Annotated in this window: 10 protein-coding genes and 1 tRNA gene; 9 read left to right on the top strand and 2 right to left on the bottom strand. The window is 36.7% G+C overall.

Annotated elements, in window-relative coordinates:
• Positions 1–72: 72 nt before the first annotated feature.
• The 6 genes from rpiA (at position 73) to gltX (ending at position 7666) form a co-directional block, all read left to right on the top strand.
• Positions 73–777: a ribose-5-phosphate isomerase RpiA gene (gene rpiA, locus MCQ_RS02135; protein WP_006923253.1), complete on the top strand. Its 705-nt coding sequence runs from the start codon at positions 73–75 to the stop codon at positions 775–777.
• Between the two features lie 107 nt (positions 778–884).
• Entirely contained in the window at positions 885–1442 is a 558-nt protein-coding gene (locus MCQ_RS02140) for a DUF2059 domain-containing protein (RefSeq protein WP_006923254.1), read from the top strand.
• Between the two features lie 199 nt (positions 1443–1641).
• Positions 1642–3033 carry a glutathione-disulfide reductase gene (gor, locus tag MCQ_RS02145; protein ID WP_006923256.1) on the top strand — a complete coding sequence of 464 codons (1392 nt, stop codon included), beginning with the start codon at positions 1642–1644 and terminating at the stop codon, positions 3031–3033.
• A gap of 74 nt (positions 3034–3107) precedes the next feature.
• Entirely contained in the window at positions 3108–4487 is a 1380-nt protein-coding gene (locus MCQ_RS02150; protein ID WP_006923258.1) for a class II 3-deoxy-7-phosphoheptulonate synthase, read from the top strand.
• Between the two features lie 127 nt (positions 4488–4614).
• Positions 4615–6276 carry an NAD+ synthase gene (locus tag MCQ_RS02155; RefSeq protein ID WP_006923260.1) on the top strand — a complete coding sequence of 554 codons (1662 nt, stop codon included), beginning with the start codon at positions 4615–4617 and terminating at the stop codon, positions 6274–6276.
• Positions 6277–6286: 10 nt separating this feature from the next.
• Entirely contained in the window at positions 6287–7666 is a 1380-nt protein-coding gene (gene gltX / locus MCQ_RS02160; RefSeq protein WP_006923262.1) for a glutamate--tRNA ligase, read from the top strand.
• 60 nt (positions 7667–7726) lie between these two features.
• On the opposite strand, the gene MCQ_RS02165 is transcribed toward gltX, so the two are convergent.
• Complete coding sequence (locus MCQ_RS02165) at positions 7727–9130, bottom strand: DEAD/DEAH box helicase (protein WP_006923263.1); 1404 nt, start codon at positions 9128–9130, stop codon at positions 7727–7729.
• Positions 9131–9276: 146 nt separating this feature from the next.
• Positions 9277–10050 carry an NAD kinase gene (locus MCQ_RS02170; RefSeq protein WP_006923264.1) on the bottom strand — a complete coding sequence of 258 codons (774 nt, stop codon included), beginning with the start codon at positions 10048–10050 and terminating at the stop codon, positions 9277–9279.
• A 268-nt stretch (positions 10051–10318) separates the two neighbouring features.
• On the opposite strand from MCQ_RS02170, the gene MCQ_RS02175 reads away from it, so the two are divergent.
• From MCQ_RS02175 to MCQ_RS02190, 3 genes are all read left to right on the top strand, one after another.
• Positions 10319–10395 (top strand) — tRNA-Arg (locus tag MCQ_RS02175).
• Between the two features lie 504 nt (positions 10396–10899).
• Entirely contained in the window at positions 10900–12438 is a 1539-nt protein-coding gene (gene hutH / locus MCQ_RS02180) for a histidine ammonia-lyase (RefSeq protein WP_006923266.1), read from the top strand.
• Positions 12439–13863: 1425 nt separating this feature from the next.
• A complete protein-coding gene (locus MCQ_RS02190) occupies positions 13864–15243 on the top strand; it encodes an amino acid permease (RefSeq protein WP_006923268.1) in 1380 nt (459 codons plus the stop codon).
• The last annotated feature ends 577 nt before the right edge of the window (positions 15244–15820 follow it).

Here is a 15820-nt window from a genome sequence, read left to right on the forward strand (position 1 = left end):
GGGGTAATAGACTACTTTTTGTTATCAATTTGTGATGAAATATCGTTAATTCGTAAAAGGGCAATGTGATTCATGGATGTTCAGCAGTTAAAAAAAATGGCGGCCACTAAAGCACTTGAGTTTGTTCGAGATGATATGAGACTTGGTATAGGAACTGGTTCTACAGCAAATGAATTTATTCGCCTTCTTGGTGAACGTGTTGCGAATGGTTTGCGGGTGACAGGTGTCGCTACTTCACAGTATTCTGAACAGCTTTGCCATAAGTTTGGGGTACCTATTGCTACTTTAGAGCAAATGCCTGAGCTTGATCTTACTATTGATGGCGCGGATGAAATTGGTCCAAAATTGACTCTCATTAAAGGCGGAGGTGGAGCATTATTACGTGAAAAAATTGTAGCGACTGCATCTCGTACGATGCTTGTTATCGCGGATGAAACAAAGATAGTAAAAACGCTTGGTGCTTTTGCCTTGCCAATTGAAGTGAATCCGTTTGGTTTGCATGCTACACGCAGAGCCATCGAGAAAGCAGCTGAGGGGTTAGGGCTTTCTGGGGAAATCACATTACGAATGAATGGAGAGAATCCTTTTGAAACAGATGGTGGTCATTTTATTCTTGATGCATCTTGGGGGCGCATTTTGCAGCCAAAATTATTATCGGATGCGCTTCTTGCAATTCCTGGGGTTGTCGAGCATGGTCTCTTCTTAGGATTGGCTTCGCGTGCAATCGTGGCGATGGCAAATGGTCCAATAAAAGTTTTAGAAACGTTTGATTTTTAAAGAAGATAGTTTACATGTCACTATATTAGCACAATAAAAGGGGACGTTGAAAGTTTTGGATAGAATAGCAAATTTGAATTATAATTAATTATCGGGGTAATCATTAAATGAAAAAAATATTTTCTTTTCGGCGTGTTATAGCATATTTGGGTGCAGTTGCCATTTTGGTTGTGAATATTGGAATAGTGCAGGCGCAAGGTGTGAGCAATCAGCATTTAATTTCAGCGAGAAAGGCTATCAATGCTATTCATGCAACGGATCAATTTGATAGCTTTTTACCGACAGCTGCACGTGATCTCAAAAATGAACTCATAGGTGACGACCCCAATTTGGCAACGGCTATTTCTGAGATTGTTGATAAGCAAGCGCTTGCTTTGGTTAAACGGCGTTCTGATTTAGAAAAAGAAATTGCTCAGGTATATGCAAAATATTTTACTCAGGAAGAGCTTGATGCAATCACGGCATTTTATAATTCCGATACCGGTAAAAAGTTTTTGACAGAAGTTCCGAGTATTGCGCGTGATGCTTATTCTACATTTGATTCATGGCGTTCTACTATTATGCAGGATCTTGTAAAAAATGTGAAGAAAGAGATGTCTGAAACACTTAATCTGGAAAATTCTATTACGCCTACGAAATCTGGTTCTTCAAAAAAATCCAAATAGCTTGATTGATATCATTACAATAATGAATGGTTCCTTTTTTATTTTTTTAAATGGTGGTTTCCCAGCTGTTTTTAATAAAAGGAGGTCTTTTTTAAGATATTGTTTTATATAAGAAAATGATACTCAAAAATAAAAAGAACTTATCATTTGATAATAAAACAAGAACCTTTTGTTATAGATGCGTAAGAAGGAATATTGTGTGGAATCTTTTGACTTTGATTTATTTGTTATTGGAAGCGGTTCTGGTGGGGTGCGCGCTGCGCGCCTTGCTGGAGAACTTGGTAAGCGTGTTGCTATAGCAGAAGAATATCGTATAGGGGGGACTTGTGTCATTCGCGGTTGTGTTCCCAAAAAATTATATGTTTATGCGTCACAATATGCACAAGAGTTCAGGAAAAGCATTGGTTTTGGATGGAAATACGCTGATCCAATTTTTAGCTGGGAAAAATTGGTTATGGCTAAAAATAACGAAATATTAAGATTAGAGGAGCTTTATCGCAAGGGATTGGAAAATAATAATGTTCATATTTATGAAAGTCGTGCTGTTTTCGTGGATGATCATACATTAGAGCTTTCTGTGACAGGTGAGCAGGTAAGAGCAGAAAAAATTCTGATCGCGACGGGAGCAAAAATTGCTCCAAATACTTCAATAAAAGGCAGCGATTTATGTCTTACTTCTAATGAAATTTTTGATCTTGAAAAACTACCAAGATCAATAGTCATTGTTGGTGGTGGATATATTGGGGTTGAATTTGCTAATATTTTTCATGGATTAGGTGTAAAAACGACGCTCCTTCATCGGGGTGATTTAATCCTTCGTAATTTTGATTATGATTTGCGACAGTTACTTAGTGATGCAATGATTGAGAAGGGGATTTCTATTATTTATGGGGCAACAGTCTCTCAAGTTCAGTCTACAGGAAATTGTTATGATGTTGTTTTATCAAGTGGGCAAACAATCAATGTTGATCAAGTTATGTTGGCCACGGGACGTGTACCAAACACAACAGGCTTAGGGCTTGAGCGAGCAGGCGTTAAATTGAATGAATGTGGTGCAGTTGTTGTTGATGACAAGATGACAACAAATGTACCCCATATTTGGGCAGTTGGTGATGTAACGGGCCATGTTCAATTGACCCCTGTTGCGATCCATGATGCAATGTGTTTCGTTAAGACTGCGTTTGAGAATATTCCCACCACGCCTGATTATGATTTAATTACGACAGCTGTTTTTTCTCAGCCGGAGATTGGGACAGTTGGTCTTTCAGAAGAAGAAGCGGTACGTCGTTATAAGCGTGTTGAAATTTATCGTACAGTTTTCCGTCCTATGCGCAATGTTCTTTCCGGTAGTTCAGAAAAAATGTTTATGAAGCTTATCGTTGATGGTGAAAGTCGTATTGTTGTGGGGGCCCATATTTTGGGAGAAAACGCTGGTGAGATGGCACAGCTTATTGGGATATCTCTTAAGGGGAAGCTAACCAAAGATGTTTTTGATCAAACGATGGCTGTGCATCCAACGATGGCAGAAGAACTGGTAACGATGTATAAACCAAGTTATGTATATGAAAATGGGAAAAAAGTAGAAATGTGAACAGTGGTTACTGTAAACAGCAAAGCTTTATTTATAAAATAAGCTGTGAGCTTTTAACCTCTAGAGAGATTGCAATGATAAAAGAATGGACGCCGAGCTCTTGGAGAGCAAGGCCAATTAAACAAGTTCCGAATTATCCTGATAAATCTGTGGTAGCGGATGTTGAACGAAAGTTGCGCAGCTATCCTCCTTTGGTTTTTGCTGGTGAGGCAAGGGCTTTAAAAAATGAATTAGCAGCAGTTGCGAAAGGCCAAGCTTTTTTATTACAAGGTGGAGATTGTGCAGAAAGCTTTGCAGAACATGAAGCTGATAACATCCGTGATTTTTTTCGTGTATTTTTGCAAATGGCAATTGTTTTAACTTTTGGGAGTTTTAAGCCAGTTGTTAAAATCGGTCGTATTGCTGGTCAGTTTGCAAAGCCGCGCTCGAGTGATATGGAAAGCAAAGAAGGGATTGAACTTCCTGCTTACAGAGGGGATATTATTAATGGCATTGAGTTTGGGGTGAATTCTCGTATTCCTGATCCGCAACGAATGTCTATGGCTTATCGCCAATCTGCGGCAACACTTAATCTTTTGCGTGCTTTTTCACAAGGGGGGTATGCCGATTTAGAAAATGTTCATACCTGGATGTTGAGTTTCGTTTCTAACAGTCCGCAGGGCGAGCGTTATGAGTTATTGGCAGAACGTATTTCTGAAGCGATTGATTTTATGCGCTCCATAGGGATTACCTCAAAAACGAATTCTTCATTACGTGAAACATCTTTTTATACGAGTCATGAAGCGCTGTTGCTTGGCTATGAAGAGGCTTTAACGCGGATTGATTCGACTTCTGGAGATTGGTATGCAACGTCTGGTCATATGTTGTGGATTGGTGATCGTACACGTCAGATTGATCATGCACACGTTGAATATTGTCGCGGTATTAAAAATCCCATTGGGTTGAAGTGTGGTCCTTCTATTGAACCTGATGAGCTTTTGAGATTGATTGCTATTTTAAACCCTGAAAACGAGGAGGGGCGGCTGACTCTCATTACACGTTTTGGGTATGATAAAATTGAAAATTATCTTCCTAAATTGATCCGTGCAGTTGAGCGGGAGAAACATAAGGTTATATGGTCGTGTGATCCAATGCATGGCAATACAGTGACTGTAAATGGCTATAAGACCCGTCCCTTTGATTATGTCTTAAAAGAAGTACAAAAGTTTTTTTCAGTGCATCATGGTGAAGGAACCTATCCAGGGGGCATTCATATTGAAATGACTGGTCGTGATGTAACAGAATGTACAGGTGGTGCACATGCTATTTCTGTAGAAGATTTGTCTGATCGCTATCACACGCACTGTGATCCACGATTAAATGCAGATCAAGCTTTGGAATTAGCCTTTCTTGTTGCTGAACTTCTTAAAAAAAATCGTGATACTGATTCATTAGCACTTGCTGCGAATGGTTAGATAAAAAGTTACATCACATTTTTTATTTTAGATGTTTATGAGGGGAGAGTTTTTTTTGAAAAAAGAATATTTTTGATGATTAAAACAGAGTTGTGGTTGCTCAACTGATGAAATGATACCAAGGCTTATGAAAAATGATTTTCGGGTAGCAGTAGCCCAATTAAATCCTGTAGTCGGTGATATTGACGGGAATTTTTCTCTTGCGGTAATGGCATATCGGGAGGCTAAAGAAAAGGGAGCTGACCTTGTTTTATTCACGGAGCTTTTTATCAGTGCTTATCCACCGGAAGATCTCGTTCTTAAACCTGCTTTTATAAAAGCATGTGAAGATGCAGTTAAGGAATTAGCAAAGATAACAGCAGGGGGGATCGGAATCGTAATTGGTCTTCCTTTAAGGCGTGATGGTAACGTTTATAATGGTGTCATGCTTCTTGATGAAGGACGGATAATTGCGGAGAGCTTGAAATTTGACTTGCCTAATTATGCAGAGTTTGACGAAAAACGCTTATTTTCTTCGGGTTCACGCCCCGAGCCTATTGTCTATCATGGGGTAAGACTTGGAATAGTGATTTGTGAGGATATTTGGAATAATCACTCACTCTGTGCAGAGCTTTGCAATAAAGGGGCTGAAATTATTCTCGTTCTTAATGGATCTCCCTATTGTCGCAATAAAACACTAAAACGTATAGAAGTTGTGCGTGCGCAAGCTCTTCAATCTGGTCTGCCAATTATTTATGCTAATCAAATTGGTGGTCAAGATGAGCTCGTTTTTGATGGTGGGTCTTTTGCGTTGAATGGACAAGGCAAAATAGTGTTTCAAATGAAACATTTTGAAAGCCATATCGCTTTGAGCCATTGGCAACGAAAAACGACAGGATGGCAATGTATTTCTGGTCCAAATGAAAATCTTCTCAATGGGTTAGCCGCAGATTATCAAGCTTGTGTTTTAGGTTTGAGAGATTATGTCAATAAAAACCGCTTTAAGGATGTTATCCTTGGTCTTTCAGGAGGAATTGATTCAGCAATTTGTACGGCAATGGCTGTAGATGCTTTTGGCTCTGAGAGGGTTCGTACCATCATGATGCCTTATCATTATACTTCGCAAGAATCATTGAAAGATGCTAAAGATTGCGCGTGTCTTTTAAGATGTCATTATGAAATAATACCGATTATGCAACCTGTTGAGGCTTTTTTGAATACAATGGCGCCTGTTTTTTCAAACTTGCCATCTGATGTTACAGAAGAAAATCTTCAAAGTCGTGTACGCGGAACTATTTTAATGGCTCTTTCAAATAAATTTGGTTCAATGTTAGTGACAACAGGCAATAAGTCCGAAATAGCTGTGGGATATGCAACACTTTATGGTGATATGAACGGAGGGTTTAATCCTATTAAGGATATTTATAAAATGCAGGTCTACGCATTAGCTGAGTGGCGCAATAAAAATCACTTGCAAAATTTTGAGGGACCGGAAGGGATTGTCATTCCACCAAATATTATAACAAAAGCACCTTCTGCAGAGCTTCGAGAAAATCAAAAAGATGCAGATTCTCTTCCTCCTTATCCTATCTTAGATGATATTTTGCAATCTTTTGTAGAAAATGACATGAGTGTTTGTGATATTGTTAAGCGTGGGCATTTAAAGGAAACAGTTGAGAAAATTGAACACCTTCTTTATGGTGCAGAATACAAAAGACGACAATCCGCACCCGGCGTAAAAATCAGTTATAAAAATTTCGGGCGTGATCGTCGTTATCCTATTGTCAATCGTTTTCGCGATAAAAATTGAGCATTATTTTATGATAAAAGTTCGTTTTGCCCCTTCTCCAACAGGTTATATTCACATTGGTAATATTCGTATTGCTCTGTTCAATTGGCTTTATGCGCAAGCGCATAATGGAGCATTTATTTTGCGCTATGATGATACAGATGTTGAACGTTCTAAACAAGAATATATTGATGCTATCGTGGTTGATCTTGAATGGCTTGGTATTCAACCAAATGAAGTTTATTATCAATCTAAGCGATTTAGTCGATATGATGAAGTTGCTGAAATTCTCAAACAACGTGGTCTTCTTTATCCCTGTTATGAAACAGCAGAAGAATTAGAACGGCGTCGTAAAATCCAGCTTTCACGCAAATTGCCTCCTGTTTATGACCGCACTGCATTAAAATTGACAGCAGAAGAGAAAAAAAACTTTGAATCACAAGGTCGTAAACCTCATTGGCGCTTTCTTCTTCCTAATTTTAAAGATAACCCTTTGCAAACACAGCGAACAGAAGTTTGTTGGAATGATGCGGTAAAGGGAAAGCAGACGATTGATTTAGCTTCTCTTTCAGATCCTGTTTTAATTCGTGAAGATGGAAGCTATCTTTATACGTTGCCCTCTGTCGTTGATGATATAGACATGGCTGTCACACACATTATTCGTGGCGATGACCACATCACCAATACAGGTGCTCAAATTGCTCTTTTTGAAGCTCTTAACGCGAAAAAACCAGTTTTTGGTCATATTAATTTGTTATCAACGCTTTCAGGAAAAGGGTTTTCAAAACGTGATGGTGCTCTTTCAATTCGCTCTTTACGAGAAGAGGGATTTGAATCTATAGCTGTTCAATGTCTCGCTGTTTTAATTGGGACATCGCAAAATGTGCGTCCTTATCCTAATCAAGCAGCTCTTTTGGAGCATTTTAATCTTCAAGATACGTCAAGATCGGTTGCAAAATTTGATGTTGCTGATCTTCTTACTTTGAATAGCCATCTTGTCCATGAGCTAACCTATGAGGAAGTTAAAATGCGGCTTAAAAAGCTTTCTATTGATGGAGAAAAGGCAGAGTGTTTTTGGAATGCGATAAGGAGCAATATTGATAAAGTGAATGAAGCTGCTTTATGGTGGAAAATTATTCATGATGCACAGAGCTTTTATACAGTAGCTCTTGAGGATCGTGCTTTTGTGCGTCAGTCACTTAATTTTTTACCTGAAGGTGTCTTGAATGATGAAAGTTGGAAAATTTGGACAACAGCATTAAAAGAAAAAACAGGCCGTAGCGGAAAGGCTTTGTTTATGCCGTTACGGCAAGCGCTTACTGGAATGGCTCATGGTCCTGAAATGGGAAAAATTTTGCAGCTTTTAGGGCGTGAGAAAGTAATAGAAAAACTGAGTCTCCAAGGGGAGTAAGAGCAGTACTTTCGGGGTATTTTATTTGTTTTTGCACTGTCAAAGAAGAAAATTTCCAGTTTAAGTGCGGGTTTTTATGAGCATAAATGCTGGGATATCATCACCAAATCCGAGGGGAGTGTAATTCTTATTGTTTCGAGGGCGATGTTTTTCAGGCGGTTTTTCTTTATTATTCGCAGTTTTTATGTGTTCTACTTTATCATCTTTTAAAGACTTTTTAGTTTGAACAGCACGCCCTTTGGGAGCAGTTTTCTTTACTGATTTGGGAGATTTTCTTTTTACAATGCTGTCATCTTCTTGATCATCGTTTGTTAAAGTGGAGAGATCTCCATTAAGCCATTCAATTTTTTCGTTGCTCATTTCTTCAATAGCACTGATATATTTTTGGTCAGCTTTTGTGACAATTGTAAAAGCTTTTCCACTACGATTTGCGCGCCCTGTACGACCAATTCGATGAATGTAGTCTTCCGCATGTGTGGGAACGTCATAATTAAAGACATGGCTTACAGCTGGGATATCGAGTCCACGGGCGGCAACATCAGAGGCAACAAGAAGTGTAAGTTTATTATCTTTAAAATCGGCCAACGTGTTCATACGTGAATATTGGTCCATATCTCCATGAAGCGCGCCTACACTAAAATTATGTCTGACGAGCGATCTAAAAAGTTCAGAGATATCTCTTTTTCGATTACAGAAAATAATAGCGTTCTTTAGTTCTTCACCTTCGTTGTGGATTAACTCTCGTAAAACAGCCCTTTTATCCCATGCTTTATTTCCAGATTTGACGAGCCGTTGTGTAATTGTAGTGGCTGTTGAGGATGCTTTGGTAACTTCAACAGACACAGGAAAATGTAAAAATTGCTTTGTTAGCTTTGTGATTTCCGGTGCCATTGTTGCAGAAAAGAACAAAGTTTGACGTGTAAAAGGGGTGAGTTTACAGATACGTTCAATATCAGGAATAAAGCCCATATCTAACATGCGATCAGCTTCATCAATAACAAGGATTTCCACACCCATTAGGAGCAATTTACCGCGTTCGAAATGATCAAGAAGACGCCCTGGGGTTGCTATAAGAACATCTGCACCCCGTTCAAGTTTACGCTCTTGGTGTTCAAAAGAAACACCACCAATCAAAAGTGCAACATTTACACGATGATTTATTCCGTATTTATCGAAATTTTCTTCAACTTGGGCTGCAAGTTCCCGTGTTGGTTCTAATATGAGAGTACGAGGCATTCGCGCTCTTGCCCGACCTTTTTCAAGCAGTGTGAGCATAGGCAAAACAAAAGAGGCAGTTTTCCCAGTCCCCGTTTGAGCAATTCCTAGAACATCTTTTCTTTGAAGCACATGAGGGATTGTTCCACTCTGAATAGGAGTTGGAATCGTATATCCGGCTGATTTCACTGCTTTAATAACCTTTTCGGAAAGGCCTAAATCATCAAAACTTTTTAAAGGTGGTATCATTTTTCTATCAATTGCTCTGCGATTTTAACTTCTCTATCCGAACTATTAGTGAGATTGAGTATTTTTCCCGATTAAAAGGGTTAAGGTGCCTTCATAAAAAAGTCAACTATAACAGCCATATACGCATAGAAAGCATAATACAATAATTAATAGCGAAATTGTTCTGATAAAATGCGTTCATCCCACGAATGGTTAGAGTCAAAAAGGATTGAGACTTTTACTTCTGTTGCCATTGAAATAGTAACTGAATGGACAGATTTAACTTCAACATTATCAGCTGCAGCATTTACCGGACGTTTGTCAGATTCGAGCATATCAAAGCGTACTATCGCCGTATCGGGAAGCAGTGCCCCATGCCAGCGACGAGGACGAAATGGACTAACGGGGGTGAGTGCCATAAGGGGAGCCATGAGGGGCAAAATAGGTCCGTGTGCTGATAAATTATATGCAGTAGATCCTGCTGGTGTAGCAACGAGGATACCATCGCAACTTAATTGTTCCATACGCACGTTGTCATCAATGCTGATACGAATTTTTGCTGCTTGGTAAGATTGACGGAATAATGAGACTTCATTGATTGCGAGTGCTTCAATAATTCCTTGACATCCAGCTTCTGCAATCATGCGCAGGGGATGAATTTCCTTTTTATGTGCGACAGCAATGCGATTTGGTAATTTTTGCTCATGAAATTCATTCATAAGAAATCCTACAGAACCTTGATTCATACCGTAAATAGGTTTTCCGGTGTTCATAATGTCCCGCGCTGTTTGTAACATTGTTCCATCACCACCAATTGCAACAACAACGTCACTTTCTTCGAGAGAAGAGTGACCGTAAGCGGAAATTAATTTATTGGTGGCTTTGATGGCTTCCTCAGTGTCTGCGGAAATAAAATGAAAACGGCTTGGTAATTTAATCATTAAGGGTTATCCTGATATTTGTAACTTATTTTGTAGCTTACTTTTTGAGAGTTTTGAAGTTGTAATAAAAGCTGTTTTTACAACGAGAAAACAATTTTTTGCGAAAAAGAAGCTGTCTTAAGATATAAAGTATCATTGCAAGAGAGAAGAAGAATACATAGTTGCATAAATCATAAACAAGTATTTTTTATCAAAATGATAATTCATCATTGAAGCTGGGAGTGTGATCAGTTAAAAGGCTAGCGATGATTTTAATAATCAGTTTTAAGCACCCGTAGCTCAGCTGGATAGAGCGCTGCCCTCCGAAGGCAGAGGTCACAGATTCGAATTCTGTCGGGTGCACCAAACTCTTCCGTTCCATTTTGTATCATTTTTGTAACAGTATTGATTTTTTTAAGCATAAATTATTCCTATTTTTAAAAGGAAATTTCATTAAAGTGCATTATTAAGCACTATACTATAGAGTAAAAGTAATTTAAAAAGAGGGAAGCTTTTTGCTTTTTATGGAGCCATTCTGGTTAATTGTTTTGAATGTTGAAATCAAGAAAGTGGGGGGACTTAATGGAGAAAATTGCTGCTATTTTGCTAGGGTTATTATATTCTGTATGCAAAACCAAAAATGCTTCTTAATTTACGAGGTAAAGCTGCTCTTTCCATTATTTTAGTAAGCGGATTGCGATTCAGAAATTTTGTTTTCGATATTTTTCTTTCGCTATTATGAGCATATTTTTTTGTCCAATCAGTTTTAATCTTTACATAAGCGATAGAGAGCAGAAGTACTTTTTTGTTTCATAAATCAATGAGCAGTATAACTAATATGCTATAAATAAATGCGCGAGAAAGAAAATTATGACTATTATACTAAATCCGGGGAAAGTAACGCTTAGCGACCTTCAGAATCTTTACTGGAATGGGGAAGTGAGCAAACTTCATAATGATACGCACCTCGCTATCAGGAAGGGAGCAGATCGTATTGCTGAAATTGCTGCTGGAAGTGAGCCAGTTTACGGCATCAATACCGGTTTTGGCAAATTGGCGTCGATTAAAATCGATGCACACAATGTAGATGTTTTACAGAGAAATCTCATTTTGTCGCATTGTTGTGGTGTAGGGGCACCTTTAGCTGAAAATATTGTACGTTTAATGATGACCTTAAAGCTCATTTCACTAGGGCGTGGGGCTTCTGGTGTTCGTCTAGAATTGGTGCATTTGCTAGAAAATATGCTTGCAAATGGAGTTATTCCTGTCATCCCTGAAAAGGGATCTGTTGGTGCCTCAGGTGATCTTGCGCCACTTGCTCATATGGCCGCTGTTATGATAGGAGAGGGAGAAGCATTTTTTCAAAATATTCGTATGAGTGGAGCGGCGGCTTTAAAAAAAGCAGGATTATCACCTATTGTTTTAGAAGCTAAAGAAGGCTTAGCTCTTATCAATGGCACCCAAACATCAACTGCATTGGCTTTGACAGGGCTTTTTCGTGGTTATAGGGCGTTGTGTGGTGGACTTCTTGCAGGAGCATTGACTACAGATGCTGTCATGGGATCAACAGCACCATTTCATCCTGATATACATATTTTACGGGGCCATTATGGCCAGATTGTTGTATCACAAACACTAGAAAATCTTGTAAAGGATTCAGAAATTCGGGCTTCACATTTGCATGATGATGTTCGTGTACAGGATCCTTATTGTATACGTTGCCAACCACAAGTTATGGGAGCGTGTTTTGATCTTCTTATAGCAGCAGCAAAAACGCTGATTATTGAAGCGAATGCAGTTACAGATAATCCATTGATTTTAAGCAATGGTGAAGTGGTATCAGGTGGGAATTTTCATGCTGAGCCTGTAGCATTCGCTGCTGATCAGATTGCTCTTGCTTTATGTGAGATAGGGTCCATTTCTCAAAGACGCATTGCCCTTATGGTTGATCCAGCATTTTCTTATGGGCTTCCAGCTTTTTTAGCTCAAAATGCGGGCCTTAATTCAGGTTTTATGATTGCCGAAGTAACTTCAGCTGCTTTAATGTCTGAAAATAAACAAATGGCACATCCTGCTTCGGTTGATTCAACGCCGACTTCAGCAAATCAGGAAGATCATGTTTCAATGGCTTGTCATGGTGCTCGTCGATTGTTGGTAATGAGCGAGAATCTTTTTAATATTATTGCTATTGAAACACTTATTGCTGCACAGGGGATTGAATGTCGTGCGCCTTTAAAAACAAGTTCCTTATTACAGTCTGTTATAGAGAATTTACGCAAAAATATTGATCCTCTTAAGGAAGATCGCTATATGGCTTCAGACCTACATAAGGGGTATATGGTTGTAAGTGAAGGGCACTTATTGTCCATTTTACCAGAAAAGCTTTTTCCATCACTAGAACCCAAATAGATATTTATTTTAATATCAAATAAGGAGGAGAGACACTTAATTTGAGAATTTTCTTATATAAAAATCGAGGAGAGATTAGTGATATATTTGTATAATAAATGAATATGTATTCATTTATGAGTTAGTCTTTATTGGGTATTTATGTCCAATTATCTCTCTATTGTCTACAACAGAGCAAGAACTCACTTTTAAACACCAATTTGATGGCTTTAAATCAGTGATAAAGTGAATTTCGCTAATATTCAAAGGTTTTGGAAAATTACAGCTCATATTTTAAACTAGCTTCCCGCCTTAACTACAAGTTTTTCAAGAAAACAGTTATTCTAGCGATAATAATCTCCTTTTTAATTTTTCCTCTGATAATAGATTTATTCTTTTCTTTAGCGTTTTGATTTGAAATATGCATGAAAACCATGTTTGTCGTCTGAACAAGGATAGCTTTCTCGTGTGCTACCGTGCAGTAAAAATACCATCTTGAGATCTTTTTTCCAAAGCTTTGCATTAATCTCCACAATTTGTGAAAAACAAAAAATAACTGTTATAAAAATACATAATGTATTTTTTTAAATATTTTTCCAATTTTTTATTTTATTCCAATTTTTTATTTTAATTAATTATAAAAAAGCATAAAATCTTTTAACAAATAGAAAATATAATTTTTAATTTTACTATATCATATACATTTAATAAATTCTTTAATGAATAAAATTGAGATAAAATATTGATAATTTTACAATTTATACTCTATGATTTTAGAATGAATAAAATAAAACGACAGCTTAAAATACTCCCAAAAGCAATTTCTTGAACATTGGCTTTCGTGAATTTATGCTGATAAATCAGATTACCATGAGGCAAACGAGCACTTTGAAGGAAAACGTGTGTTTTAAACAAACCAAATTTTTAAAGGCGTAGAGTGAAGTGCATTTATCACTGATTTTAAACAATTTAGTTGGTGTTAATAGATGTTTCATGCACTATTATATACGTTTTGTATTTTTTTTAAACTAAAAAAATAATAGAGAATTTTCTTAAGGTTCCGATAGAAAATTTAATGACTCATCTCAAATGTTGCTGTACGAATTTTGCGCTTCTATTTTTGTGAATTGAAAAGAGAGCGTTGCGATTAATAGTTTTATCAAATTCAGCATTCTTTCTGCAAAAAAGAGAAAATACGAAAATGAATTAAATGACAATTATAAAAAATTACATTACCATTTTAAAAATGATAAAAAATGTAAGCTCTATGAAAAAGCTGCATAACTTGTAATAAGAGTGTTTTTTCATTGTTTACGGTAGAGAGTCTAACAGGCATTGTTCAATGCTATTTTAATATATATTCGGGAGAAAAATGAGGCTTTATGATGAATAAAGCAAGCATTGTAGTTATAGGTTTTAGTAACAATTCAGTGAAGAAGGAAAGAAATGGGAACAAATGAGCTTAAACGAGGCATGAATAAGCGCCAGGTTATTTTTTTAGCCCTTGGCTCTGCTATTGGAACGGGTCTTTTTTACGGGTCTGCACAAGCAATTAAGCTTGCAGGTCCAAGTGTTCTCATTGCTTATTGTATTGCTGGTTTAACTATTTTTATGGTTATGCGAGCTCTCGGTGAGATGATTATTCACAATCCATTGCCGGGTTCTTTTGCTCGTTATGCTGCAAATTACATCTCGCCATTGGCTGGTTTTTTAACAGGATGGACATATGTTTTTGAGATGCTTCTTGTTGGCTTGGCTGATATTACGGCTTTTGCGACTTATATGGGCTTTTGGTATCCTGATGTTGCACCTTGGGTATGGGCACTCAGCATTACACTGATCATTACTGCTATCAATTTGGCAGCAGTAGAAGTATATGGTGAGCTAGAATTTTGGCTGTCTTCCATTAAAATTATTGCTATCATTGCTATGATAGTTTTAGGGATAGCAATTATTTTATGTGGTTGGGGAATAAACTCTACTTCTTCTACTGTTGGTGTCCATAATTTATGGAGAAATGATGGTATTTTTCCCAATGGTTGGTTTGGTTTTTTGGCTTGCTTTAGTGTTGTTGTGTTTGCTTTTGGTGGTATAGAAATCATCGGAATGACAGTGATGGAAATACAAGATCCTCATCAAACTATCTCAAAGGCAATTAATTCTACTCCTGTTCGTATTTTACTCTTTTATATCATAAGCTTAGCCATTTTAATGTCACTTTATCCTTGGAATAAAATTGGTCTTATGGATAGTCCTTTCGTTTCAATTTTTGAAAACCTTGGGATCTCATCAGCGGCTAATATTTTAAACATTGTTGTTGTTACAGCAGCTATTTCTGCAATGAATAGTGCAATGTATGGTGCTGCTCGCATGATATATGGGCTCTCGCAAGAAGGTTATGCATTGAAGAAGTTTCAATATTTGTCGAAAAATGGTATACCAATTTTTGTTATTTTATTGATCTTAAGTATTTTCCTTCTCGGTGTTGTGCTTAATTATTTTTACCATGAACAGCTTTTTTTTCTTATTGCTGCAATGGCAACATTTGCGACAGTTTTTGTTTGGATGATGATACTTTTTTCACAAATTTTTATGCGGCTTAAAATGCCTAAAGAAGTGCAATGTGGTTTGAAATTTCCAATTCCATTTTGGCCAATAGGAACAATTTTTTCTATCTTGTTTATGGTTTTTATTTTTGTTTTGTTATGGTTTTTTGATGATACACGACCAGTTTTAATCGTAGGTATTATTTGGGTTTTTTGGCTTGTTATTTGCTTTTATGCACTTAAGCTTTGTAATTTGAAAAAAAAGAGGAAAAAAATATGAATAATGTTTGAACTAAGAATAAAAGGCTGATGATTTTATAGTAGAAAGATATCCAATAATTGCTCAAAAAATTGCAAACAGTTTTTCAATTCTTATTTTTTTGGAAGATCTACATATGTCATTACTGATGATGACTGTTAAATCATATAAAGCAGAGATGATTACAAAATCGGCAATTTATTGCTAACGCTTAACAATGACATAAATTTACCTCCCCGACTTCAATAGCACCAATGCCATCTAAAAGCTTTTACCTGCATATAAGGGTATCGTGAAAAGGAGAATAGCTTTTTCTACTCTCTATTGATTGAAGTATTTTTTCATAAAAAATAAACAGTAAACATTATTATCCTTGTATTGATTTACGCATAAATATTATTTTCATTTTGAAATAAATTAGCAATAATAATATTAATTATAATAATGAAATTTTTTAATTGTTATTATTTTAAATAAATGAACTTCACGTAATTAATAAATAATTTTTTAAAATTATTTTTTACATATTGATATTTTCAAATTGATATAATAAAATATAAATATCATATTATATTAAATAATAAAATTAATATTTTGT

The organism is Candidatus Bartonella washoeensis Sb944nv, assembly GCF_000278135.1.
GTDB lineage: Bacteria > Pseudomonadota > Alphaproteobacteria > Rhizobiales > Rhizobiaceae > Bartonella > Bartonella washoeensis.

Excerpts from the sequence above, each read along its gene's own strand:
- rpiA (WP_006923253.1), top strand. The coding sequence starts at position 73 with ATGGATGTTCAGCAGTTAAAAAAAATGGCGGCCACTAAAGCACTTGAG.
- MCQ_RS02140 (WP_006923254.1), top strand. The coding sequence starts at position 885 with ATGAAAAAAATATTTTCTTTTCGGCGTGTTATAGCATATTTGGGTGCA.
- MCQ_RS02150 (WP_006923258.1), top strand. The coding sequence starts at position 3,108 with ATGATAAAAGAATGGACGCCGAGCTCTTGGAGAGCAAGGCCAATTAAA.
- MCQ_RS02155 (WP_006923260.1), top strand. The coding sequence starts at position 4,615 with ATGAAAAATGATTTTCGGGTAGCAGTAGCCCAATTAAATCCTGTAGTC.
- gltX (WP_006923262.1), top strand. The coding sequence starts at position 6,287 with ATGATAAAAGTTCGTTTTGCCCCTTCTCCAACAGGTTATATTCACATT.
- MCQ_RS02165 (WP_006923263.1), bottom strand. The coding sequence starts at position 9,130 with ATGATACCACCTTTAAAAAGTTTTGATGATTTAGGCCTTTCCGAAAAG.
- MCQ_RS02170 (WP_006923264.1), bottom strand. The coding sequence starts at position 10,050 with ATGATTAAATTACCAAGCCGTTTTCATTTTATTTCCGCAGACACTGAG.
- hutH (WP_006923266.1), top strand. The coding sequence starts at position 10,900 with ATGACTATTATACTAAATCCGGGGAAAGTAACGCTTAGCGACCTTCAG.
- MCQ_RS02190 (WP_006923268.1), top strand. The coding sequence starts at position 13,864 with ATGGGAACAAATGAGCTTAAACGAGGCATGAATAAGCGCCAGGTTATT.